Here is a 22647-nt window from a genome sequence, read left to right on the forward strand (position 1 = left end):
TTCACTACGGAACGCACTCTAGGCGAAGGAGTCACCATGGCGGAAGCCGGCCGTGCGCCGTCGGGCACCCCGGGGTCGGCCGAGAGCCCGCTCGGCAGCGTCGACAAGGCCCTCGTCGCGCTCGAGGCGCTCGCCGCGGCCGGCCCCGACGGCGTCGCGCTCGGGGACCTCGCGCGCTCGCTCGGGCTGCACAAGGCGTCGCTGCACCGCACGCTCGCGGCCCTGCGGTTCCGCGGGTACGCCGAGCAGGACGCGACGACCGGCGACTACCGCCTCGGCCCCGCGGCGACGGCGCTCGCGACGGTCTACCTCGGCGAGGAGAACCTCCCCGCGCTCCTGCACCCGGTGCTCGCCGCGGTGTGCCGGGCGACCGACGAGCTCGTGCACCTCGGCGCCCTCGCCGGGACCGAGATCGTCTACCTCGACAAGGTCGAGCCGGCGCGCGCCGTCCGCGTCTGGTCGGCCGTCGGGCGCCGCCGCCCGGCGGCGACCACCGCGCTCGGGCGCGCGCTGCTCTCCCAGCGGGCCCTCGACGACGGCGCGCTCGCCTGGTACGCCGCCGCCGCGCCCGAGGACCACCCCGTCACGCCCGCCGCGCTGCGGGCGACGTGCGAGGCCACGCGCGCGACGGGGTTCGCCACGGAGACGGAGGAGAACGAGCCGGGCATCAGCTGCGTCGCCGTCCCGGTCCTGCGCGCCGGGCAGCCGGTCGCCGCCGTGAGCGTCACGGCGCCCGCCGAGCGGCTCGGCCCGCGACGATGGCAGGAGATCGAGGCGGTCCTGCGGGAGGTCGTGCCGCCCCTGCTGCCCCCGACCCTGGCGGTGCCCGACGCCGTGCTCCGCGGCTCCGGCGACGGGGCGACCCGCCGACCGGCGACGGACGCCGCGCTGTGAGAGAGTTCAACCGCAGCACGACGGAATGACGGAAGGGCCCGCGCGATGACCGTCCTCGTGGCGTACAACGACTCCCCGCAGGGCGAGACCGCATTCCGGGCGGCCGTCGCCGAGGCGGTCCACCGCTCGACCGCGCTCGCGGTCCTCGTGCTCACGCCGCAGGACGCCGACGCGGGCGTGCCCGCCAGCCTCGCGCACCTGCTCGACACGCTCCCCGCCCAGGTCGCGCGCCCCGAGGTGTCGTACCGCCCCGAGCACCGCGACCCGGCCGAGGCGATCATCGACGAGGCCGAGCGCACGACCCCCGACCTCGTCGTCGTGGGGGCGCGCAAGCGTTCTCCCGTCGGCAAGTTCCTGCTCGGCAGCACGACGCAGCGCGTCCTGCTGGACTCGCCCGTCCCCGTGCTCGTCGTCAAGGCGTCCCACTGACGGACACCGTCGCGCGGCCGCCCGGTCGCCCGGACGGCCGCGCTGCCCGGCTCAGCCCTGCGCGACGGCGGCCCGCAGCCCGTCGACGAGCGGCGTCGTCGGGCGGCCCAGGAGCCGGCGCAGGTCCTCGGTGACCTCGGCGAGGAGGCCGTCGCGGATGTTGCCGTCCAGCGCGACGACGAACCCCGCCGTCCCCTCGTCCAGGCCGGCGCCGAGCAGGAGCGCGCGGTGCTCGTCGGGCGACACGCGCCGGTAGACGACGGGGCGCCCGAGCACCTCGGCGGCCGCGGCGGCCAGGTCGCCGTACGTCCACGCGACGTCGCCGCTCAGCTCGTACACGGCGCCCGCGTGCGCGGACGCGTCCTCGTGCGCGGCGAGCGCGACGACGGCCGCCGCCTCGGCGAAGTCCGCGCGGCTCGCGCTCGCGACGCGGCCGTCGCCCACGCTCGCGACGATCTCGCCGGACTCGCGCGCGCCGAGCACGTCGCCGACGTAGTTCTCGGTGTACCAGTTGTTGCGCAGGACCGTCGTGGCGAGGCCCGAGGCGGCGAGGAGCTCCTCGGTCGCCTTGTGCTCGGGCGCGAGCACGAGCGCGGACGTCGTCGCGTGCGGGGCGCTCGTGTAGACGACGCGCGCGACCCCGGCGGCCCGCGCGGCGTCGACGACGTTGCGGTGCTGCTCGACGCGCTGCCCCACCTCGGAGCCGGAGACGAGCACGAGGACGTCCACCCCGGCGAGCGCCGGGCCGAGCGTCTCGGGCCGTGCGTAGTCGGCCTCGCGGACCTCGACGCCGCGGTCGGCGAGGTCCGCGACCTTGGCGGTCGTGCGCGCGAGCGCGACGACCTGGGACGCGTCGGCCCCGCGGGCGAGGAGGGACTCGACGACGAGGCGGCCGAGGTGGCCGCTGGCTCCGGTGACGGCGATGGACATGCGCGGGCTCCTTCAAGTGCGGGGTGCGCGGCCGGTCGGCCGCACGACCACCAGCATGCGCTTACTTTTCGTAAGTGCAAACCAGTAGAGAGTGCGTTCTATCTCACAGCACTCTCCGCGCGAGCGCGCCGTATCCTGGGGCGATGACGACCGACGCCCGCCCCGCGGAGGACACCGGACCCACCGACGCGATGGTGGCCGACGTCTTCCAGCGCGGCTGCACCTCGCGCCACGTGCTCGAGGCCGTGACCGGACGCTGGGGCGTGCTCACGGTCGCGGGCCTGCGCGACGGCGCGGTGCGCTTCAACGCGCTCCGCCGCCGCATCGACGGGGTCAGCGAGAAGATGCTCGCGCAGACCCTCCAGTCCCTCGAGCGCGACGGCATCGTCGTGCGCGAGGTGCGGGCGAGCATCCCGCCCCACGTCGAGTACTCCCTCACCGACCTCGGGCGCCGCGTCGCGGACAGCCTCTCGGGGCTCATCGACGTCCTCGAGGGCGCGGTCGACGAGGTGTCGGCGTCCCAGCGCGCGTACGACGCGCGCCGGGACTGACCGGCTCACGTCTGCGAGCGCAGGTACCACCAGACGAGCGCGGCGACCACGAGCAGGCCCGAGACGACCGCGAGCACGATCTTGCCGACGCTGTAGGGGCGCCGCCCGACCACCTGTCCCGTGTTCGCGTTGACCATCACCTGCCACTGCCTGCCCGCGTAGACGTACGTCGCGACCCACAGCGGCAGGAGCACGAGCTTGAACATCACGTCGGCGTACGCGGTGCGGACCGACGCCACCCGCTGCTCGTCGCCGCCGATGTCGCGCTCGACGTCCCGCCGGATCACGGGCGCCATCTGCTGCTGCGCCCGCTCGAGCCCGACGGGCGGCTCGACCTCGTAGCGAGCCGCCGCGAACCCCGCGAGGTACTCGGCGCGGAAGGGCACGGCCTGCGCGAGCGGCCACGGCCCGAGCCGGGCGAGGTCGCGCTCGGCGACCTGGGACGACGCGGGCACGAGCACGTCGTCGAAGTCGCGCTCGACGTGCCCCGCGACGTACGTCCAGCTCACGCGCCGCTCCTGGCGCTCCTGGTCCCCCTGCTTCACGGTGACGTAGTACGCGTCGCCGCGCTGGCCCGTGTACGCGGACGACGTGCGCGCGTCGAACGTCCAGTGCGGCACGTACGAGCCGTGCAGCGACTCGGTGTCGCCCACCTTCTTCAGCTCGCCCGGCGCGAACCAGCGCGAGCGCACCCACCGCCGGAACGCCTCGCGCGCCTGCGCCTGCTCGACGCCAAACGGCACGACCGCCTCCGGCTGCACGAGCCCGTCGGCCTCCGCCGCGACGACGAGGTGGCCCCCGCAGAAGCGGCACGCGACGGACAGGTCCGTGCCCTGCGTCGTCGCGCCGCAGCCGTCGCACACGAGCGAGCGCGCGTCGAGCAGACCGGCGCGCACGCCGCCCTGGGCCGCGGCCCACGCGTCGAACGAGTGCTCGTCGACGGCGTCGCCCACGGCGTGCACGATGTCGACCGTGCCCCCGCACGCGACGCAGCGCAGGTGCTGCGTGCCCGGCGCGTACGCGAGCTGCGACCCGCACGCGTCGCAGCGCGTGCGGACCAGCTCGCCCGGGATGTCGCTCACCGTCAGCCCGCCACCGGGTCGCCGGAGGTGCCCGTCGGGGGCAGCGGCGGCGGGGTCGCGGCGAACAGCGCCGCGAGCGCCGGGACCTGCCCGGCGGGCGTCCACGCGTCCATGCCCTGCTGCCAGACGAGCGACCCGCGCGTCAGGGCCCCGGACCGGACGTGGCCCGCGAGGTCCGCCGTCGTGCCGGGACCTGCCTGCGCGCCGTCCACGGCCCAGTACCAGGGTGACTCCGCGGCGGGCAGCGGCGGCGGGCCGGCGGGCGCCGCCGGGGCCTGCGGGGCCGACGGCGTCCCGAGGGACTGCGCGAGCTGCTGCCCCATGGCGCCCCCGAGGCCCATGCCCGCACCGAGGCCCAGGCCGTCGCCCGCCCCGCCGGGGTTCCCCGCCGCGGTCTCGATCGCGTTCGCCGCCTGGAACCTCGTGTACTGGTCGAGGTTCCCGACGACCGCCATCTGGGTGCGCTTGTCGAGCGCCGCCTCGACCTCGGGCGGGAAGGAGACGTTCTCGAGGACGAAGCGCCGGACGGCGATGCCGTACTCCGACAGGTCCTCCGAGAGCTGACCCGCGAGGCGCGTGGCGATCTGGCCCTGGTTCGCGGCGAGGTCGACCGCCGCGACGCCGGCCTCCGCGAGCGCCGGCCCGAGCTGGCCGACCACGAGGCGGCGGAAGTAGTCGCCGATCTCGTCGGTGCGGAACTGCGGGTCGGTGCCCACGAGCTGGCGCAGGAGCGCCGCCGGGTCGACGACCTGCAGGGCGTACGTGCCGAACGCGCGCAGCCGGACCGCGCCGAGCTCCGGGTCGCGCAGGATCACCGGGTTCTGCGTGCCCCACGTGAGGTCGGTGAGCTGGCGCGTCGTGACGAAGTAGACCTCCGCCTTGAACGGCGAGCTGAACCCGTGCTTCCAGCCCTGCAGCGTCGACAGGATCGGCAGGTTCTTGGTCTCGAGCGTGTACGTGCCCGGCCCGAACACGTCGGCGAGCCGGCCCTCGCTGACGAAGACGGCGCTCTGCCCTTCCCGCACGACGAGCTTCGCCTGGTTCTTGATCTCGTTGCCCTGGCGCGGGAAGCGCCAGACGATCGTGTCCCGGCTCTCGTCGAGGAACTCGACGATGTCGATCAGCTGGCCGCGCAGCTTCTCCATGAAGCTCATCCGGACTCCTTCGCTCGTCGTGCGGGACGGCCGCGGGCAACCTGGTCGACGGGCGCGCGGCCCGCCGCGGTCGCCCCCGGCGCGCCGAGCATAGCGGCATCCCAGCCTGCCGATGAAACCGCCAAGGGTTGGTAAAACCGACTGGTCGCCGCGCGGTCGCGCACAGCCCGACGGAGCGCGGTGGCTCCCCACGGACGAGGCCGCCCGAGGAGCGGCCCCGGGCTCGGCGGCACCTATCCTGGCCGGGTGCCGACCCCGCCGACGACCGCGCCCGCGACGCCCACCGTCGCCGTCCTCCTCGCGGCCGGGGCCGGGACGCGCCTCGGGCGCGGGCCCAAGGCGCTGCTCCCCCACCGCGGCGGCACGCTCGTCGAGCACGCGACGGCGACCCTGCTCGCGGGCGGGTGCGACGCCGTCGTCGTGGTGCTCGGCGCCGAGGCCGCGCGCGTGCGGGCCGGGTCGTCGCTCGACGGGCCCGGGGTGCGCGTCGTCGACAACCCCGACTGGGCCACCGGGATGGCGTCGTCCCTGCGGGTCGGCGTCGCCGCCGCTCTCGGTCTCGGCCCCGCCCGGGTCGTCGTCGCGCACGTGGACCAGCCCGGCGTCGGGCCCGACGACGTCGCGCGCCTCCTCACCGCGCACCGCCCCGGGCGCGTGACCGCGTCGCGGTGGCTCGCCGGGGGCGCCGCGGAGAACGCGGCGGAGGACGCTGCGGGGACGGGCCGCCCTCGGTGGGCGCACCCGCTCGTCCTCGACGCCGCGCTCGCGGCGCCCGCCGCCGCGAGCGCCCGCGGCGACCACGGAGCACGCGACTTCCTGCGCGCCCACGCCGACCTGGTCGACGTCGTCGACCACCTCGGCGACGGCCGCGACCTCGACACCGCGGCCGACCTCGACCTCCTGGACGGTCCCGCCCCCCGCTGAGTGCGGGAGAACAGTCGCGCCGACCGGCGTCGGACGGGACTGCTTCCCGCGCTCAGCGGGCGGAGGTGGCGGCCTTGATGCCCAGATAGACGCGGTCGCGCGCGAGCGGGAGCTCGGTGAACCGCACGCCCGTCGCGGCGCGGATCGCGTTGGCGAGCGCGGGCGCGACGGGGTTGAACGGGCTCTCGCTCATCGACTTCGCGCCCATCGGGCCCACGGTGTCCGACGTCCGCGCGAAGTACACCTCGCTGCGCGGGGTGTCCGCGAACGTGGGCAGGTGGTACTGGCGGAAGATGTCCGTCGTCACGCGGCCCGTCTCGTCGACCACCACGTTCTCGTAGAGCGCCGCGCCGAGGGCCTGCGCGATGCCGCCCTCGACCTGGCCGCGGCACTGGCGCGGGTTGACGACCTCCCCGGCGTCGGCGGCCTGGACGGACTGGAGGATGCGGATCTCCCCCGTCCCGCGGTGCACCGCGACGCGGAAGCCGTGGACGTTGAACGCGACCGAGCGCGGGGTGCCGCCCCAGCGGCCCTCGGCGACGAGCGCGATCCCGGCGTCGTCGGCGGCGCGCGCGACGTCGGCCAGCGGCAGCACCGTCCCGGCGCAGTCGGCGCCGCCGGGCACGAGCCGGCAGTCGCCGGGCGCGGCGCCCGCGACCCCGGCCGCGACCTTGAGCACCGCCTCGGCGAGGTCCTGCGCGGCGGCGAGCGACGCCTTGCCCGCGACGACCGTGCCGGTGGACCCGAACGCCCCGGTGTCGTGCTCGACGAGGTCGGTGTCGGACTGCCGCACGACGACGTCGGCGGCGTCCTGCCCGAGCGCGCTCGCGACGAGCTGCGCGTGGACGGTCGTCGTGCCGTTGCCGAACTCGGCCGTCCCGACCTCGGCCTCCACGACCCCGTCCGGCCGCAGCCGCACGCGCGCGTGGGAGTAGTGCCCCCGGGGCGGGACGGTGTCGATCATGGACAGCGCCGTCCCCTCCCCGACGCCCCACTCCGGGCCGAGGTCCGGGAGCGCGTCCGGCCCCGACCCGGCGCCCGCGCCGTACGCGGCGACGTCACGCGCCCGGCCGCGCGCGAGCGCGTCGGCGGCCAGGTCGAGGCACTGGTCGAGCCCGTAGCTGCCGTAGAGCACGTCCTCCTCGGGCGTCGGGTGCGTGGAGAGCATGGGGTCGCCGTCGCGCACGACGCTGCGGCGCCGCAGCTCGACCGGGTCCATCCCGAGCTGCCGCGCGAGCTCGTCGACCGCGGACTCGACCGCGAAGATCATCTGCGACAGCCCGTACCCGCGGAACGCGCCCGCGGGCACCGTGTTCGTGTAGACGCAGTGGGCGTCGACCTTCTTGTTGTCGCACCGGTAGACGGCGAGGGACTCGCCGCACCCGTGGAACATGACGCCCGGGCCGTGGTTCCCGTACGCCCCGGTGTTGCTGAGGACGTCGAGGTGCAGCGCGGTGAGGGTGCCGTCGCGCCGCGCGCCCGCGCGCACGCGGATGCGGAACGGGTGGCGCGTCGTCGTACCGACGAACTGCTCGCGGCGCGTGAGCTCGAGCTGCACGGGCCGGCCGAGCCGCAGCGTCGCGAGCGCGACGACGTCCTCCGTGAGCACCTCCTGCTTGCCGCCGAACCCGCCGCCCACGCGCTCGCAGTGCACGCGCACGCGCTCCGGGTCGAGGTCGAGGACGCGCGCCAGGTGGCGGCGCGCGAGGAACGGGACCTGCGTGGACGACCGCACGACGAGCCGCCCGTCGTCGTCGAGGGACGCGACGGCGCAGTGCGTCTCGAGCGCGGCGTGCTGCACGCGGTGCGTGCGGTACGTGGCCTCGTGCACGACGTCGGCCTCCGCGAGCCCGCGCTCGACGTCGCCGAGCTCGCTGTGCACCTCGGCGACGACGTTCGCCTCCGGCCGCGAGACGCGCGCGGCGGCGGCGTCGAGCTCGGGGTGCACGAGCGGCGCCCCCGGGGCCATGGCCTCCTCCGGGTCGACGACGGCGGGCAGCGGCGCGTACTCGACGCGGACCCGGCGCACCCCCTCCTCGGCGGCGGCGACGGTCTCGGCGACGACGGCCGCGACCCGCTGGCCGACGTGCCGCACGACGTCGTCGAGGATCCGCGTGTCGTCGGGGTCGTCGGTGAACAGCTCGTGCTGCGCGGTCGAGAACCGCGTCGCGGGCGCGTCCTCGTGCGTGAGCACGGCGTGCACGCCGGGCACCGCGAGCGCGTCCGTCGTGTCGATCGCGACGACGCGCGCGTGCGCGTGCGGCGACCGCACGAGCTTGAGGTGGAGCAGGCCCGGGTAGTCGGCCGGGTCCACGTCGAGCGTGTACCGCACCGCCCCGGTGACGACCCCCCGGCCCGCGGGCGCGGGCACGTCGCGCCCGAACGCCCGGCCCGCCTCGCCAGAGCCCTGCTCCGCCGAGGTAGAGCCCTGGTCCGGCGAGGTAGAGCCGTGGTCCGGCGAGGTAGAGGCCCGGTCCGGCGAGGTAGAGGCCCGGTCGCCGCCCGACGGCGCACGCTCGCCCGTGCCCGGCGCGGTCCCGGTCGTGTCGCCGCGCCCCAGGACCGCGTCCTCGATCGCGCGGTACCCCGTGCAGCGGCACAGGTTGCCCTTGAGGTTGCGCGGCAGGTTCTCGCGCTGCGCGTCGTCGAACGTCGCGGCGGTCATGATCATCCCGGCGGTGCAGAACCCGCACTGGAAGCCCTGCGCGTCGAGGAACTGCTGCTGCACCGGGTGCAGCGCGTCCTGCGGGCCGTGGGGGTCGTGGTCGCACGCGCCCGCCGGCTCGTCCCCGGCGGCACCGCCCGGGCACGACGTCGCCGCGAGCCCCTGGATCGTCGTCACCTCGTGGCCCGCCGCGCGCCGCGCGGGGTAGACGCACGAGTGCACCGGGACGCCGTCGACGTGCACGGTGCACGCGCCGCAGTCGCCGCCGTCGCACCCCTTCTTCACGCCGAGCGCGCCCTGCTCGCGCAGGTAGGTGCGCAGGCACTGGCCCGCGCGGGGCTCGGTGCGAGCGGTGCGGCCGTCGATCGTCACCGGCGGGACCGGGTGCGGGGCGGGCGTCGTCGTCATCGGAGGCCTCCGTCCGAGGTCGTGCCGTCGACGAGCTCCGCGCGGATCTGCTCGCCGAGGCGGTAGGTCATGTCCCGGCGCCACTCGGGCAGCCCGTGGATGTCGTCGTGGTAGAGGTCGGCGGGGATCGCGGCGTCGAGCGTGGCGACGAGTTCGGCGGCGGTGGGCAGCGCGTCCGCCGCGAAGCGGAGCTGCACGGGCCGGCGCGTCGAGGCGGTGACCGTGAGGACGAAGGCGCCCCCGGCGTCGGGCGGGTCGACCCGGCCCACGAGCAGCACGCCGGAGCGCCCGAGGTTCGACAGCGACAGGCGGCGGAACGCCGTGCGCGAGCGCAGCGCGTGGTCCGGCAGACGGATCGCGCGCAGGAGCTCCCCGGGCGCGAGCGTGTTGCGCAGCTCGCCCGTGACGAGGTCGACGACGGGCTGCTCCCGCCGGGTGCCGCCCGGCCCCCAGACCTCCGCGACGCCGTCGAGCGCCGCGGTGAGCGAGATCATCGGCCCGGCCGGCAGGGACGTGCAGACGTTGCCCCCGACGGTCGACGTGTTCCAGATCTTGAACGACGCGACGAAGCTGTCGCAGCACGGCCGCACGAGGTCCAGCGCGCGCCACCGGTCGCGCACGGGCGCGGCCTGCGCGCTCTCCTCGAACGCCCACAGCTCGGCGACGGTGCACGTCGCGGCGATCTCGAGGCCCTCGTCGGTGACGGTGAGCGCGGGCCACCCCGCGCTCGTCAGGTCGAGCAGGCGCCGGAGCGTCTCGCTGCCGTAGGAGAACAGGACGGTCCCGCCCGCGAGCCACGCGTCGCCCTCGCGCCAGTCGGCGGGGTCGGCGGTCGGGACGAGGTCGGTGACGGTACCCAGGTCCATCAGGGGGCCTCCTCGGGGTGGGGGCGGTGCGTCGGTGCACCGTCCGGTCGTGCTGCGGGCTCCGCGTGGAGCGGGCCCGAGCTGCTGCTGAGCGGGACGACGGCGGAGCGCCCGTGCCGGGCGGCGACGAGCTCCGCGGTGATGGAGACGGCGACCTCCTCGGGCGTGACGGCGCCGAGGTCGAGCCCGATGGGCGACCGCAGGCGCGCGAGAGCGGCCTCGCCCATGCCCTCGGCGCGCAGCGCGGCGACGCGCTGGGCGTGCGAGCGGCGCGAGCCCATCGCGCCGACGTACGCGAGCGGGAGGTCCAGCGCGAGCCGCAGGAGCGGCACGTCGAACTTCGCGTCGTGCGTGAGGACGGCGACGGCGGTCCGTGCGTCGAGCCGGCCCGCGGCGGCCTCGGCGGCGAGGTAGCGGTCGGGCCACTCGACGACGACCTCCGCCTCGGGGAAGCGGCGCGGGTCGGCGAACACCTCGCGCGCGTCGACGAGCGTCACGCGGTAGCCGAGGAGCCGGACGTGCCGCACGAGCGCGCCCGCGAAGTCGTTCGCCCCGCACACGAGGAAGCGCGGCGCGGGCAGCCGCGTCTCGACGAGCAGCGTGACGGGTTCGGCCGCGTCGCACGCGTCGCCGACGGCTGCTCCTGCCGGGGCCGGTGCGGCGGCCCGCCCCGCCGACGGCGACGTGCCCGGGCCGCCGTGCGCCGCGTGCACGGTCGCCGTGCCGCCCGCGCGCAGCACCGCCACGACCTGCGCCGCGGCGGCGGCCAGGCTGTCGGGCCCGACGAGGCCGCGCAGCGCCCGGGCGACCGCTGCCTCGTCGGTGGCGCCCGGGTCGTCCACGACGACGGCCGTGCGCGCGCCGCCGTCGATGCGGCGGACGAGCGCAACGGGCGGGGCGGGCTCGGCTCGCGCCGCGAGCGCGTGCAGGGCGCGCGTCGCGTCGTCGTCCGGGAGCACGGGCTGGACGTGGACGTCGAGCGTCCCGCCGCAGCTCAGCCCGACGGCGAACGCGTCGTCGTCGCTGTACCCGAACGTCTCGCGGTGGCTCGTGCCGGACGCGATCGCGTCGAGCGCCGCGGCGTGGACGGCGCCCTCGACGCACCCGCCGGACAGGCTGCCGAGCACGGCGCCGTCGGCGCGGACCGCCATCGCGGTGCCGACCGGGCGCGGCACGGACCCCGACGCGGCGACCACCGTCGCCACGGCGAAGGGCGGCTGCCCCGGACCGAGCCAGGGGGCGAGCCGGTCGACGATGTGGAGCATCGTGGCCTCGCTTCCGCAGGGTGCCGGCGTACCGGCGTCCTTCCAGTGAACCCTTGCGGTGAGTCCCCTGCGTGTCCTGGCCCGCGTCCGCTGTGACGCGCCCGAAACACAGGGCTTGAATCCGCTGTGGACCCCCTCCGAATCACGGAGAGAAGTTCCGTCTGATGGAATTACAGTTCCACGCGACGGACTCCACGCTAGCACGCGGTGAGGCGCAGGTCACCGTCCCGGCGGGACGGACGACTACGATCGGCCCATGACCGCCGTCTCGCTCGGGATGCCCAGGGTGCGGTCCACTGTGCCCTCCGGCGCTCCGGACGACCTGGACCCGGCCCGCCCGGCGACCGACGCGCTCGTCGACCGGTACGGCCGCGTGGCACGCGACCTGCGCATCTCCATCACCGAGAAGTGCTCGCTGCGGTGCACGTACTGCATGCCCGCCGAAGGGCTGCCCGCGATCCCCCGCGAGGACCTGCTCACGCCCGACGAGATCGGCCGGGTCGTACGGGTCGCGGTGGAGCGGCTCGGCATCACCGACGTCCGGTTCACCGGCGGCGAGCCGCTCCTGCGGAACGACCTCGCCGACATCCTGCGCGCCGCGCGCGCCGCCGCGCCGGGCGTGTCCCTCTCGCTGACGACCAACGCGATCGGCCTCGACAAGCGCGTCCGCGGGCTCGTCGACGCCGGGCTCGACCGCGTGAACATCTCCCTCGACTCGGTCGACCGCGCGCACTTCGCGCGCCTCACCCGGCGCGACCGCCTCCCCGACGTGCTCGCCGGGATCCGCGCCGCGCTCGACGCCGGCCTCGCCCCGGTGAAGCTCAACGCCGTCCTCATGCCCGAGACGCTGGCGGGCGCGGCCGACCTCCTCGCGTGGGCCGTCGAGCACGGCTGCCACCTGCGGTTCATCGAGCAGATGCCGCTCGACGCCGACGGGCGCTGGACGCGCGACGACCTCGTGTCGGCGACGGACCTCCTGGCCGTGCTCGGCACCCGCTTCGACCTGCACGAGGTCGGGCGCGACGACCCGTCGGCACCCGCCGAGGAGTGGCTCGTGGACGGCGGGCCGCAGACGGTCGGCGTCATCGCCTCCGTCACGCGCTCGTTCTGCGGCGCGTGCGACCGCACCCGGCTCACCGCCGAGGGCACCGTGCGCTCGTGCCTGTTCGGCGACGACGAGACCGACCTGCGCGCGATCCTGCGCTCGGCGGAGCTCGACGAGGACGAGCGCGACGACGCCCTCGCCCGCGCGTGGCAGGGCGCGATGTGGCGCAAGCCGCTCGCGCACGGCAGCGACGCCCCGACGCTCGCCGCCGACGCCTTCGCGGCGACGACCCGCAGCATGGGCGCGATCGGCGGCTGAGGCGGGCGCCCGGCGGTGGCGCAGATCATAGGGTGAAGCCGGTCACCTCAGGGCATCAGCCCAGGTCAGAGCGGCCGTCTCTTCCTACCATGGATGTCGTGACGACGATCTCTCCTGCACCCACCAACCGCCCCTCCTCCTCGATCTCCGGCGCGTCCTCGACCCCGGACAACAGCGCGTCCGCGCTCCCGATCTACCGCACCGACGAGCGGTCCGCCGCCTGGAAGGCCGGCACCAAGAGCGTCCTGGGCGCGGCCGTCGGCGCCGTCGTCGGGGTCGTCGTGCTCAGCTGGTTCGGCCTCGTCCTCGGCACCGCCGTCGGCCTCGGCATCGGCATGCTGCTCGACAACCGCCCCGCCGAGCGCTGACCCGACCCTCCCGGCCCGCACGGCCGGGTCTCCGCCCGACATCGTCGTCGCCCGGCGGATCAGAAGGAACTCACGAGAGGCGAGAAGTGGCCCCTCCCCGGCTCTGGCCGGGGGCCACTTCTCGCCTCTCGTCGTCTCGCAGGCGGTTCACGGACGCGTCCTACAGACCGACCCACTCCGAGACGCCGTCGTCGAAGTGCTGACGCTTCCAGATCGGTACCTCGGCCTTGATGCGCTCGACGAGCAGCGAGCAGGCCTCGAACGCCTCCCGGCGGTGGCCCGCGGCGGCCGCCGCGACGAGCGCGACGTCGCCGATCTCCAGGCTGCCGTACCGGTGGACCGCGGCGACCCGCAGCCCCGTCTCGGCCGCCACGTCCGCGACGCAGCGCCGGATCACGGCCGTGGCGTCGGGGTGCGCCTCGTAGTCGAGCCGCGTCACGCCCCGGCCGCCGTCGACGTCCCGGACCACGCCGCGGAACGTCACGACGGCCCCGCACTCGGGGCCCCCGACGGCGTCCTCGACGGCGCGCGACACGGCGTCGTCGAGGACGTCCGTCGTCACACGGCTCGGGTCTGTGGGCGGCGCGCCGCCGTCCGTCGTCTGCGTCACAGCTCCCGCACCTCCACCTCGGTCCCGGCGGCCCACTCTGTCACGTCGGCCGGGACGTCCACGAGCACGTCCGCGCGCGCCATCGACGCGACGAGGTGGGAGCCCGCTCCCCCGACGACGCGCACCGTGCCCCCGGGACCGGTCGCGCCACGCAGGAGCTGCCGCTTGCCCGCGGGCGACGTCAGCGGCTCGGCGAGCACCGCCGGGCGCACGCGCCCGGCGCCGGGCAGCCCCGCGGCCCGCTCGAGCGGCTCGCGCAGGAACATCGCGAACGACACCTGCGCGCTCACCGGGTTGCCCGGGAACGTGAGCACGGGCGTCCCGTCCACGGTGCCGAACCCCTGCGGCCCGCCCGGCTGCATCGCGACGGAGCGGAACGTCACGTCCGACGATGCACCGCCGCCGAGGACGTCCTTGACCACCTCGTACGCGCCCTGCGACACGCCTCCCGACGTCACGACGAGGTCCGCGACCGCCGCGGCCTCGGCGAGCACGGCGGCGAACCGCTCGGCGTCGTCGCCGCACCGGGCCGTGAGCACCACGTCGCCGCCCGCGCGCCGCACGGCGGCGCCGAGCGCGTCGGCGTTCGCGTCGAAGACCTGCCCGGGCCCCGGAGTCTCCCCCGGGCCGACGAGCTCCGACCCCGTCGACAGGACCGCGACCCGCGGGCGTGCGACGACCCGGACGCGCCCGACCCCGCACGCCGCGGCGGCCGCGAGGTGGTGCGGCGCGAGGACGGTCCCGTCGGTCAGCAGGACGTCGCCCGGGCGGACGTCGGAGCCCGCCTCGCGCACGAAGTCGCCCGCCGCCCGCGGCACCCGGACCTCGACGGGCTCCGGGTCGGCCGGCGTCGTGGAGGCCTGTCCGGCCGCCGGGTCGGTGACGCCCTCCGGCGCACGGCCCGCAGGCGTGCGGGCGAACGTCCCGGTCGCGGTGTCCTCGACGGGCACGACGGCGTCCGCCCCCTCGGGCACGGGCGCGCCCGTCATGATGCGGGCAGCCGTGCCCGGCGCGAGCCGGGGCGGGACGCCCGGCGCCGCCGCGATCTCGGCGACCACGGCCAGCCGGACGGGCGCGTCCGCCCGTGCGTCGGCGACGTCCGCGGCGCGGACGGCGTACCCGTCCATCTGCGCGTTGCGGAACAGCGGGACGGCGACGGGCGCGACGAGGTCGCCAGCGAGGACCCGGCCCAGCGCGTCGGCGAGGTCGACGTCCTGGGTGCGGGCGCGGCGTCGGGCCGCGTCCACGAGGGGTGCGAGGAGGGCCGCGACGTCCGCGCGGTGCTCGTCGACGCTCACCCGTGCTGTTCTTGCCATGCCTCGCCCTTCCCGCTCCCCGCACGCCGACGGGCCACCCCCAGGAGCGGGCGACCCGTCGGCCGTGCGGTCGATGTCGAGGCTCAGCCTCCCACGGCCGCGGTGAGCGGACCGCGCACGAAGTACACGACGAACCCGGCCGCGACCACCCACAGCAGCGGGTGGACGTCGCGCGCCCTCCCGCACGCGGTCCGCAGCAGGACCCACGTGACGAACCCGATGCCGATGCCGTTCGCGATCGAGTACGTGAGCGGCATCGTCACGATCGTGAGGAACACCGGCAGCGTCACCGTGAAGTCGGTGAGGTCGATCTCCTTGATCTGGCCCATCATCATCGCGCCCACGACGACGAGCACCGCGCTCGCGACCTCGATCGGCACCACCGCCGTGAGCGGCGTGAGGAACATCGCGACGAGGAAGAGCCCGCCCGTGACGACCGAGGCGAGGCCCGTCCGCGCCCCCTCGCCCACGCCCGCCGCGGAGTCGACGAACACCGTGTTCGACGACGACGACGTCGCGCCGCCCACGACCGCCCCCACACCCTCGACGACGAGCGCCGACTTGATGCGCGGGAAGTTGCCGTCCGCGTCGGCGAGGCCGCCCTGCTTGGCGAGCCCCGTCATCGTGCCCATCGCGTCGAAGAAGTTCGTGAAGAACAGCGTGAACACGAGCATCGTCGCCGCGAGCGCCCCGATCCGGTCGAACGCGCCGAACGAGAGCTGCCCGAACAGGCTGAGGTCGGGCACCGAGACGAGCGAGCTCGGCAGGGCGGGCACGGTGAGGTGCCAGCCGCCGGGGTTCGTCTCCGACGCCGGGCCGAGGTGCAGCACGGACTCGGCGACGATCGCCACGACGGTCGTCGCGACGAGCCCGATGAGCAGCCCGCCCTTGACCTTGCGCGCCACGAGGACGCCCATGGTGAGCAGCCCGACGACGAACACGAGCGTCGGGACCGAGGTGATCGACCCGCCGTCGCCGAGCTGGACCGGCGGCCCACCCGGGGTGCGCGTGACGAACCCGGCGTCGACGAACCCGATGAACGCGATGAACAGGCCGATGCCGACCGTGATCGCGGCCTTGAGCTGGCGCGGGACGGCGTTGAAGATCGCCGACCGCGCGCCCGTCACGGCGAGCAGCACGATGAGCAGGCCGTTGACGAGCACGAGCCCCATCGCCTCGGGCCACGTGACGTCGCCGATGACGGCGACGGCGAGGAACGAGTTGATGCCCAGCCCGGCCGCGAGCGCGAACGGGAGGTTCGCGACGAGCCCGAACAGGATGGTCAGACCACCGGCGGCGAGGCCGGTCATCGCGCCGACCTGCGCCGTCTGGAGCCACCCGCCCGCGACGTCGACGGGCGCGTTCTCGGCGCTCGTCCCGCCGAGGATGAGGGGGTTGAGGATGACGATGTACGCCATCGCGAAGAAGGTCACCAGCCCGCCGCGGAGCTCGCGCCCGGTGGTCGAGCCGCGCTCGGTGATCCTGAAGAAGCGGTCGAGCCGGCCGGTGGCCGGTCCGGTGCCGCGTGCGTCGTCGTTCCCGGCGGTCTCCCGCCGCATGCCGAGGAGAGTCACGTCCTTGTGCCCTTTCCTGAGGTACTGACCGGCCGCCCGGCCGGTCAGTACTCGACCCGGGACTCGAGGGCGCGCCAGGCCTCGAACGGCGCGGTGGCGGTGGCCGTGCGCTCGTGCACGACCTGCATGACCCGGTCGGCCGGGTCGGCGTCGAAGAAGTCGTAGAAGGCGGCGTCGTCGAAGCCGGCGCGCGCGGCGTCGTACCGGTCGGCGGCGTAGTGCACGGCGTGCACGCGCGCCCAGAGGGCGGACGCGAGGCACATGGGGCACGGCTCGCAGCTCGAGTAGAGCGTCGCGCCCGTGAGGTCGAAGGTGCCGAGCGCGGCGCACGCGCGCCGGATCGCGGTGACCTCGGCGTGCGCGGTCGGGTCGTTGTCCTGCGTGACCCGGTTGTTGCCCTCGAACACCTGCCCGTCGGCGGTGACGACGACGGCGCCGAAGGGTCCTCCGGCGTGCGCGACGCTGTCGACCGCGAGGGCGACAGCTCGGTCCAGGTGTGCGGTGTCCACGACAAGAGTGTCCATGGTGAGTCTCCACGGTTCGGGCAGCGACGCCGGGTGCTCCGCCTCCGGCGTCCGGGCTCGTCGGTGAGCCGGGAGGAGGCGGCCGGCGGGCCGCTGCAGGCGAGTTGTCACGTCCGCCTGGTAGGTAGCTGCCGGTGTCGGATCGAACGTGTCGACCACCGAGCGTGTCGCTCGGCCCGGGCCCGCCGTTGGCACGCTCGACGCTAGCAGCGCGTGACGGAGGCCACAAGGGTTTCGGAAGAACTTTTCCACCATATGGACGGGGCTGCTCGCGGCTTCGCGCCCACGGCGCTCCTGCGAGGCCTGTTGCGGAAGGATCTGCCGCCCGGAAGAGTTGTCCCAGCGCAGGTCCGACGCCCGGGGCGTCGCCCCGTCCCGACCCACCCGGAGGCCCAGTGACCGAGCCCGCTCCGCCGTCGTCCCTCCCCGTCGTCCGCGTCCCCGCCCGGCCGGGCCCGCCGCTGCGCTTCCAGCTCCGTCCCGTGGCGCCGTCGCTGCGCTCGTTCCTCGCGACCGAGGCGGGCGGCGCCGTCCTGCTCCTCGCCGCGACGGTCGTCGCGCTCGTGTGGGCGAACTCCGCGTGGTCGGGCGCCTACGACGCGCTCTGGTCCACGGAGGCGGGCTGGCGCGTCGGGCCGTGGGCGTTCGAGATGGACCTGCACCACTGGGTCAACGACGCCGCGATGGCCGTGTTCTTCCTCGTCATCGGCCTGGAGATCAACCGCGAGGTCACGAGCGGCGAGCTCCGCAACCGCCGCACCGTCGCCGTCCCCGCGCTGGGCGCGCTGGGCGGCCTCGCGATCCCCGCGCTCATCTACGTCGCGTTCAACGCCGGGTCTCCCGCGGAGCACGGGTGGGGCATCGTCATGTCGACGGACACCGCGTTCCTCGTGGGCATCCTCGCCCTGTTCGGGCCGCGCTGCCCCGACCAGCTCCGGCTCTTCCTCCTCACGCTCGCCGTCGTCGACGACATCGGCGCCATCACCGTCATGGCGCTCTTCTACACCGACGACCTCTGGCTCCCGGGCCTCCTCGTCGCCGCCGTGCTCGTCGTCGTGATCCTCGTGCTGCGCTGGCTCGGCGTCTGGCGCCTCGCGCCGTACGCGCTCGCCGGGATCGCGCTGTGGGGCGCGGTCTACGCGTCGGGCGTGCACGCGACGCTCGCGGGGGTGCTCGTAGGCCTGCTCGTGCCGTCGCGCTCGTCGCGGCCCGTGGACGTCGCCGTCGTGCCGAAGTACGCCAAGCGGCTCGCGCAGGAGACGACGGCGGAGCGCGAGCACCTCACCGAGCTCGCCGCGCGCGCGGCCGTGCCCACGAGCGAGCGCCTCCAGCGCGTGCTGCACCCGTGGAGCGCGTACGTGGTCGTGCCCGTCTTCGGTCTCGCGAACGCGGGCGTGCAGCTCGACGGCGAGTCGCTGCGCGCGGCGGCCACGTCGCCCGTGACGATCGGCGTCGCGGTCGCGCTCGTCGTGGGCAACGCCGTCGGCATCTTCGGGGCCGCGACCCTGGCCCTGCGCCTCGGCCTCGGCGACCTCCCGGGGCGGGTGCGGTACTCGCACCTGCTCGGCGGGGCGATCCTCGCCGGCATCGGGTTCACCATCTCGCTCTTCATCGCCGAGCTCGCGTTCGACGACGAGGCGCTCATCGAGCAGGCCAAGATCGGCATCCTGGCGGGCTCGCTCGTCGCTGCCGTGCTCGGCTCCGTGGCGCTCCGGCTCTTCGGCGAGCGCTGGCCCCTGTGCTCGCCCGGCGCGAACGGCCCGCCGCCCGAGCTCCCGCCGCTCCCCTGGCACCCGCCCGCGACCACGTGACCGCGAGGTCCAGCAGGGATCGTGGTCGCCGCCCGGGCGCCCCGGCCTCGCGCGCGCCCTACGGCCGCGCGGCGGCGGTGATCGCGGCCCGCAAGCCTTCCGCGGTGACGCGCCCGCGGTAGCGGACGCCGTCGACGAAGAGCGTCGGCGTGCCCTGCACGCCGACCGCGAGCGCGTCGGCGTAGTCGCGCTGCACCGGGGCGGCGTACCGCTGGGCCGCGTCCCCGACGACCGACGCGCCGTCGAGCCCGAGCTCCTCGGCACGCTCGGCGAGCCCGGCCTCGCCGAGCTGGTCCTGGTGCGCGAACAGCGCGGCCTGCATCTCCCAGAACCGGCCCTGCGCGGCGGCCGCCTCGACGGCGAGCGCGGCCGACAGCGCGTGCGGGTGGATCTCGAACAGCGGGAAGTGGCGGAACACGAGACGCACCCGGCCGCCGGAGGACTCGACGACCTGCCGCAGCACCGGGGCGGCGGCGGCGCAGTACGGGCACTCGAGGTCGCCGAACTCGACGATGGTGACGGGCGCGGCCGGGTCCCCGAGGACGTGCGCGTCGGCGGGGACGAGCTGCTCGGCCGGGACGCGGTCGGGGGTCTGCTCGCTCACGCTGCCCAGCATGGCACGGGCGCGGTGCCCGTGGTCAGGCGAGCGCGAGCGGCCGGGTCTCCTGGGCCGCGCCCGGCACGGGCTCCACGAGGCGCGCGAGGTCCGGGCCCGCGCTGTCGCGCCACCAGGCGAGGTTCCGCGCGTGGCGCGCGTAGACCGACGCGGGGTCGGCGCTGAGCGTCACCGCCGTCTCGGCGAGGTAGACGGCGTCGACGGTCTCGGGCGGGGTGGGCACGCCCGCGAGGACGCGCAGCGCGCCGCGGAAGCGCGGGCGGTGGTGCAGGCGCTTGACGAGGTTGAGCGCGCCGAACAGCAGCCCGGGGCGGACGCGGCAGACGAGCTCGTCGTCCCGGTGGAGCTGCGCACGCAGGCGCTCCTCGTCGACGACGAGACCGCGCGCGACGGCCTCGCCGAGCATCCACAGCAGCGCGGTGTCCGACAGGGCGCGCGCCCGCGCGCCGCCGCCGACGTCGCTGTGCCCGCCGGGGAACCAGACCTGCTTGACCCGGGGCGCCATGGCCACGGGCACGTCCCACAGGCACGGCTCGAAGGTGATGCGGCGGTCGTCGATGGCGAGCGCCTGGCGGGCGCACCGCACGTCGGTCGACAGGCGCAGGTCGTGGAACCGGCTGCGGCGGCGCGACAGGCCGGGCACGCCGAGCGCGCCGACCGTGTCGAACACCCCGAGGAACGCGACCGGCACGTGGTCGTGGCAGTACGCGGCGCGGAACGTGCGGGCACGCTCGGCGCGGCGGGCGGGGTCGCGGTCGCGGTAGACCTCCTCCGCCTCGCACAAATGGTCGCGCGCGAGCGCGTCCTGGGTGAGCAGGCCGACGGTCGCGACCATCCCGACCACGCTGCGCGCGGTGTACGCCCCGCGGCTGAACCCGAACACGTAGATCTCGTCCCCGGGCTCGTAGTTGAGCGCGAGGTGGCGGTACCCGGCGACGACGTTGCGCGTCAGGCCGTAGCCGAACGCCCCGCCGAGGAGCCGGTCGACGAGGTAGCCCTGCGCCCCGACGCCCTCGACGGAGAACACCATCTGCTGGACGCCGTCCGGTCCGATCCCGGTGCGGACGGAGCGCGCGATCTTCTCGATGTTCGACACGCTCGCGTTCACCGGCGAGTTCCACGTGCCGTCGCAGCACAGCACCAGCCGCTTCATGGTCCCTCCTCGATCCGCCCCCGGCGGCGCGTCGGGGACACCATCTGGGGAGGGTCGCCGCGCCCCGGCTGATGCACGACGGCGCCCGCCGACGCACGGACCGGTCGGGGTTCGTGAGCAAGCCGTGAGCGTGTCCGTGCGCACCCCCGGATCCGTCCGGGAGGGTCGCCGTCGTGCCGTAGGTTCTGGCGGTGTGACCGCCACGAGCACCGCCCCGCCCGCCGGCCCCGCGGACCACCCGCCGGGCGGCCGGGAGCGGCGGCACGCGCGCGAGCCGCGCCGGCACCGGGCCGCGTGGATCGCGGCCGTCGTGGCGCTCGTGCTCGTGCTGGGCGGGGGCGGCGGGGCGTTCGCCTGGTACCGGGACACCGAGTACGACGCGCTGGCCGACCGGGCCGCGACCGCCGAGGACCTGCTCGCGGCGTCGGACGGGAAGGTCGCGGACCCGGCGGTGCGGACCGCGCTGACGACCGAGGTGGACGACGCCCGCGCCCTGCTCGCCGCGCCGTTCCTCGACCGGATGACGACCGGGACGGACGCGGCGGACCGTTCGCTCGTGTCGGCCTCGGACGCCGTGCACGCCTCGATGCTCGACCACGCGCGGAGCGAGGTGACTGCGGCGCGCGCGAGCCTCGCGACCGCCAGCGAGCTGGGCGAGAAGATCTACGCCGCGACGGAGGGGCTCGGCGCCGACGAGGCGGTCCGCGCCCGGCTGCGCGACGCGCTGGACACCGCGGCCGCGGCCGACGCCGCCGCCGACGCGGGGCTCGCGGGCGACGACCTCGCGACGCTCGAGCAGGCGGTGCTCGACCTGGGCGCGGGCCTCGGGGTCGTGAGCACGTCGACGGAGGAGACGTCGGTCGCGCAGGACGCCGTCTCGTGCCCCGCACCGGACCAGGTGTGGGACCCCGACAGCGGCCGCGTGCCCGACGCCGCTCTCGCGCCGATCCCGTGGTCCCCCACCGACCGCGTGCGCGCGGACGTGCTGGACGGGCTCGTCGCCCTCGACGCCGCGTACGTCGAGCGGTTCGGCGTGCACCTGACGATCAACTCCTCCTACCGGACCTTCGAGGAGCAGCAGGGCCTGTACGACCCGTCGTCGCCCATCGCGGCGCCGCCCGGGTGCTCGAACCACGGGCTGGGGTTCGCCGTCGACCTGGGCGGCGGCGTCCAGGCGTTCGGCACCCCGCAGTACGAGTGGCTCAAGCAGCACGCCGAGACCTACGGCTGGACGCACCCCGACTTCGCCGAGCCCGACGGGCGCGTGCCCGAGCCGTGGCACTGGGAGTCCGTGCTGGCCCGCGCGGACGGCTGAGCGCGCCGCCGGTCGCGCCGGGGACCCCGGGAGCGCCGGGGCGGGTCCTCAGGAGGCGTGCGCCCGCTCGACGTCGACGCGCGTGACGTCGCCCGGCGTGGGGCCACCGCGCAGCCAGGCGACGAGGCGGTCGACGGCGTCCGGCGCCCCGGACGCGACGACCTCGACGGTGCCGTCGGGCCGGTTGGTCGCGGTGCCGTCGAGGCCGAGCGCGGCGAGCCGCTCGCGCGTCGCCCAGCGGAAGCCGACGCCCTGCACGCGCCCGTGCACGAGCGCCCGCACGGCGGCGTCCGCGGCACCGCGCGCCACGCCCTCGCCCGGCCGCGTCACTGGTGCACGTGCGCCGGGGCGCCCGTCGACGACGCGATGTCCGACTCGGCGTCGTCCAGCAGCCGGTCCGCGAGCCGGCGCAGCGCCCGCCCGACGGCGATCTCGTCGCCGATGAGCGGGACGTCGCGGTCGTGCGGGTCGCGCCGCGCCCGCCCGACGGCCCGCACGTGCTCGGGCGTCTCCGCGACGAGGACCGCCTCCGCCGTCGTCCGGCCCTCCGACTCGACGACGCTCACCTGCACGCGCCACACCTTCGTGGTGTCCGTGCCGTCGCCCGTCTCCGCTCCCGGGACGTGCTCGACGTAGCTGTCCGACCCCGGGTAGACGAGCGTCCGCTCGCCCGTGTCGGCCCACTCGACGAGGTACGGCGGCGAGCCGTCCTCGTGCCGCAGCTCGACCACGACCCCGTCGCGCACCGCCCCGCCGACGACGCCCGAGGCGGTCACGATCCTGTCCCCGACCGATGCCCTCATGGCTCCTCCTCGTGCCGCACCGTCCT

The 22647-nt window shown here is 75.8% G+C and carries 22 protein-coding genes; 8 read left to right on the top strand and 14 right to left on the bottom strand.

Features of this window, described 5'->3' with window-relative positions:
• Positions 1 to 36: 36 nt before the first annotated feature.
• Positions 37 to 894 (top strand): IclR family transcriptional regulator, encoded by an 858-nt coding sequence (locus B9L22_RS00265; protein WP_086148840.1) that lies wholly within the window; start codon positions 37 to 39, stop codon positions 892 to 894.
• A gap of 45 nt (positions 895 to 939) precedes the next feature.
• Positions 940 to 1323 (top strand): universal stress protein, encoded by a 384-nt coding sequence (locus tag B9L22_RS00270; RefSeq protein ID WP_034653722.1) that lies wholly within the window; start codon positions 940 to 942, stop codon positions 1321 to 1323.
• A 51-nt stretch (positions 1324 to 1374) separates the two neighbouring features.
• Here B9L22_RS00270 and B9L22_RS00275 read toward each other — a convergent pair whose 3' ends face one another.
• Positions 1375 to 2253, bottom strand: a complete 879-nt coding sequence (locus tag B9L22_RS00275) for an SDR family oxidoreductase (RefSeq protein ID WP_086148841.1) — start codon at positions 2251 to 2253, stop codon at positions 1375 to 1377.
• A gap of 143 nt (positions 2254 to 2396) precedes the next feature.
• Here B9L22_RS00275 and B9L22_RS00280 point away from each other — a divergent pair, with 143 nt between their 5' ends.
• A complete protein-coding gene (locus B9L22_RS00280; RefSeq protein ID WP_031316645.1) occupies positions 2397 to 2804 on the top strand; it encodes a helix-turn-helix domain-containing protein in 408 nt (135 codons plus the stop codon).
• A 5-nt stretch (positions 2805 to 2809) separates the two neighbouring features.
• Here the strand turns inward: B9L22_RS00280 and B9L22_RS00285 are convergent, their stop codons facing one another.
• The gene (locus tag B9L22_RS00285) at positions 2810 to 3886 is read right to left on the bottom strand and encodes a hypothetical protein (RefSeq protein WP_086149577.1); all 1077 of its coding nucleotides are present in this window, start codon (positions 3884 to 3886) and stop codon (positions 2810 to 2812) included.
• A 2-nt stretch (positions 3887 to 3888) separates the two neighbouring features.
• Positions 3889 to 5040, bottom strand: coding sequence for an SPFH domain-containing protein (locus B9L22_RS00290; protein WP_086148842.1), 1152 nt, complete (start codon positions 5038 to 5040; stop codon positions 3889 to 3891).
• 246 nt (positions 5041 to 5286) lie between these two features.
• On the opposite strand from B9L22_RS00290, the gene B9L22_RS00295 reads away from it, so the two are divergent.
• Positions 5287 to 5964 (top strand): NTP transferase domain-containing protein, encoded by a 678-nt coding sequence (locus B9L22_RS00295; RefSeq protein WP_086148843.1) that lies wholly within the window; start codon positions 5287 to 5289, stop codon positions 5962 to 5964.
• Positions 5965 to 6016: 52 nt separating this feature from the next.
• On the opposite strand, the gene B9L22_RS00300 is transcribed toward B9L22_RS00295, so the two are convergent.
• From B9L22_RS00300 to B9L22_RS00310, 3 genes are read right to left on the bottom strand one after another with little or no spacing between them, the layout of a single operon-like run.
• Entirely contained in the window at positions 6017 to 9037 is a 3021-nt protein-coding gene (locus tag B9L22_RS00300) for a molybdopterin-dependent oxidoreductase (protein WP_086148844.1), read from the bottom strand.
• Positions 9034 to 9903, bottom strand: a complete 870-nt coding sequence (locus B9L22_RS00305) for a xanthine dehydrogenase family protein subunit M (RefSeq protein WP_086148845.1) — start codon at positions 9901 to 9903, stop codon at positions 9034 to 9036. Before B9L22_RS00305 ends, B9L22_RS00300 begins: the two co-directional genes overlap by 4 nt.
• Positions 9903 to 11168, bottom strand: coding sequence for an XdhC family protein (locus B9L22_RS00310; RefSeq protein WP_086148846.1), 1266 nt, complete (start codon positions 11166 to 11168; stop codon positions 9903 to 9905). The genes B9L22_RS00305 and B9L22_RS00310 overlap by 1 nt, the downstream gene beginning before the upstream one ends.
• Before the next feature lie 256 nt (positions 11169 to 11424).
• Here B9L22_RS00310 and moaA point away from each other — a divergent pair, with 256 nt between their 5' ends.
• Entirely contained in the window at positions 11425 to 12531 is a 1107-nt protein-coding gene (moaA, locus tag B9L22_RS00315) for a GTP 3',8-cyclase MoaA (protein WP_086148847.1), read from the top strand.
• A 98-nt stretch (positions 12532 to 12629) separates the two neighbouring features.
• Positions 12630 to 12899, top strand: a complete 270-nt coding sequence (locus B9L22_RS00320; RefSeq protein ID WP_086148848.1) for a hypothetical protein — start codon at positions 12630 to 12632, stop codon at positions 12897 to 12899.
• 160 nt (positions 12900 to 13059) lie between these two features.
• Here B9L22_RS00320 and B9L22_RS00325 read toward each other — a convergent pair whose 3' ends face one another.
• From B9L22_RS00325 to B9L22_RS00340, 4 genes are all read right to left on the bottom strand, one after another.
• Positions 13060 to 13509: a molybdenum cofactor biosynthesis protein MoaE gene (locus B9L22_RS00325; RefSeq protein ID WP_086148849.1), complete on the bottom strand. Its 450-nt coding sequence runs from the start codon at positions 13507 to 13509 to the stop codon at positions 13060 to 13062.
• Positions 13506 to 14825, bottom strand: a complete 1320-nt coding sequence (gene glp / locus B9L22_RS00330; RefSeq protein ID WP_086148850.1) for a gephyrin-like molybdotransferase Glp — start codon at positions 14823 to 14825, stop codon at positions 13506 to 13508. The genes B9L22_RS00325 and glp overlap by 4 nt, the downstream gene beginning before the upstream one ends.
• An 83-nt stretch (positions 14826 to 14908) precedes the next feature.
• Positions 14909 to 16384, bottom strand: a complete 1476-nt coding sequence (locus B9L22_RS00335; protein ID WP_085388317.1) for an NCS2 family permease — start codon at positions 16382 to 16384, stop codon at positions 14909 to 14911.
• A 59-nt stretch (positions 16385 to 16443) separates the two neighbouring features.
• Positions 16444 to 16923 (bottom strand): nucleoside deaminase, encoded by a 480-nt coding sequence (locus B9L22_RS00340; protein WP_086148851.1) that lies wholly within the window; start codon positions 16921 to 16923, stop codon positions 16444 to 16446.
• Between the two features lie 395 nt (positions 16924 to 17318).
• Here B9L22_RS00340 and nhaA point away from each other — a divergent pair, with 395 nt between their 5' ends.
• Positions 17319 to 18734 (top strand): Na+/H+ antiporter NhaA, encoded by a 1416-nt coding sequence (gene nhaA / locus B9L22_RS00345; protein ID WP_086148852.1) that lies wholly within the window; start codon positions 17319 to 17321, stop codon positions 18732 to 18734.
• Between the two features lie 58 nt (positions 18735 to 18792).
• Here the strand turns inward: nhaA and B9L22_RS00350 are convergent, their stop codons facing one another.
• A complete protein-coding gene (locus tag B9L22_RS00350; RefSeq protein ID WP_074809414.1) occupies positions 18793 to 19338 on the bottom strand; it encodes a DsbA family protein in 546 nt (181 codons plus the stop codon).
• A gap of 34 nt (positions 19339 to 19372) precedes the next feature.
• Positions 19373 to 20503, bottom strand: a complete 1131-nt coding sequence (locus tag B9L22_RS00355) for a DUF2235 domain-containing protein (RefSeq protein ID WP_086148853.1) — start codon at positions 20501 to 20503, stop codon at positions 19373 to 19375.
• A gap of 193 nt (positions 20504 to 20696) precedes the next feature.
• Here B9L22_RS00355 and B9L22_RS00360 point away from each other — a divergent pair, with 193 nt between their 5' ends.
• Positions 20697 to 21818: a M15 family metallopeptidase gene (locus tag B9L22_RS00360; RefSeq protein ID WP_158097127.1), complete on the top strand. Its 1122-nt coding sequence runs from the start codon at positions 20697 to 20699 to the stop codon at positions 21816 to 21818.
• 48 nt (positions 21819 to 21866) lie between these two features.
• Here B9L22_RS00360 and B9L22_RS00365 read toward each other — a convergent pair whose 3' ends face one another.
• Together B9L22_RS00365 and B9L22_RS00370 are read right to left on the bottom strand one after the other, a co-directional pair.
• Positions 21867 to 22148, bottom strand: coding sequence for an acylphosphatase (locus B9L22_RS00365; protein ID WP_086148854.1), 282 nt, complete (start codon positions 22146 to 22148; stop codon positions 21867 to 21869).
• The gene (locus B9L22_RS00370; protein WP_086148855.1) at positions 22145 to 22621 is read right to left on the bottom strand and encodes a dsRBD fold-containing protein; all 477 of its coding nucleotides are present in this window, start codon (positions 22619 to 22621) and stop codon (positions 22145 to 22147) included. Before B9L22_RS00370 ends, B9L22_RS00365 begins: the two co-directional genes overlap by 4 nt.
• Positions 22622 to 22647 lie beyond the last annotated feature (26 nt).

It is taken from the genome of Cellulosimicrobium sp. KWT-B (assembly GCF_002127155.1).
Lineage (GTDB): Bacteria > Actinomycetota > Actinomycetes > Actinomycetales > Cellulomonadaceae > Cellulosimicrobium > Cellulosimicrobium funkei.

What these genes read in the sequence shown, in the direction of transcription:
- B9L22_RS00370 (WP_086148855.1), bottom strand. Translation starts at nt 22,621, where the DNA reads ATGAGGGCATCGGTCGGGGACAGGATCGTGACCGCCTCGGGCGTCGTC.
- B9L22_RS00310 (WP_086148846.1), bottom strand. Translation starts at nt 11,168, where the DNA reads ATGCTCCACATCGTCGACCGGCTCGCCCCCTGGCTCGGTCCGGGGCAG.
- B9L22_RS00355 (WP_086148853.1), bottom strand. Translation starts at nt 20,503, where the DNA reads ATGAAGCGGCTGGTGCTGTGCTGCGACGGCACGTGGAACTCGCCGGTG.
- glp (WP_086148850.1), bottom strand. Translation starts at nt 14,825, where the DNA reads ATGGCAAGAACAGCACGGGTGAGCGTCGACGAGCACCGCGCGGACGTC.
- B9L22_RS00340 (WP_086148851.1), bottom strand. Translation starts at nt 16,923, where the DNA reads ATGGACACTCTTGTCGTGGACACCGCACACCTGGACCGAGCTGTCGCC.
- B9L22_RS00275 (WP_086148841.1), bottom strand. Translation starts at nt 2,253, where the DNA reads ATGTCCATCGCCGTCACCGGAGCCAGCGGCCACCTCGGCCGCCTCGTC.
- B9L22_RS00280 (WP_031316645.1), top strand. Translation starts at nt 2,397, where the DNA reads ATGACGACCGACGCCCGCCCCGCGGAGGACACCGGACCCACCGACGCG.
- B9L22_RS00290 (WP_086148842.1), bottom strand. Translation starts at nt 5,040, where the DNA reads ATGAGCTTCATGGAGAAGCTGCGCGGCCAGCTGATCGACATCGTCGAG.
- B9L22_RS00270 (WP_034653722.1), top strand. Translation starts at nt 940, where the DNA reads ATGACCGTCCTCGTGGCGTACAACGACTCCCCGCAGGGCGAGACCGCA.
- B9L22_RS00305 (WP_086148845.1), bottom strand. Translation starts at nt 9,903, where the DNA reads ATGGACCTGGGTACCGTCACCGACCTCGTCCCGACCGCCGACCCCGCC.
- moaA (WP_086148847.1), top strand. Translation starts at nt 11,425, where the DNA reads ATGACCGCCGTCTCGCTCGGGATGCCCAGGGTGCGGTCCACTGTGCCC.
- B9L22_RS00265 (WP_086148840.1), top strand. Translation starts at nt 37, where the DNA reads ATGGCGGAAGCCGGCCGTGCGCCGTCGGGCACCCCGGGGTCGGCCGAG.
- B9L22_RS00300 (WP_086148844.1), bottom strand. Translation starts at nt 9,037, where the DNA reads ATGACGACGACGCCCGCCCCGCACCCGGTCCCGCCGGTGACGATCGAC.
- B9L22_RS00335 (WP_085388317.1), bottom strand. Translation starts at nt 16,384, where the DNA reads ATGCGGCGGGAGACCGCCGGGAACGACGACGCACGCGGCACCGGACCG.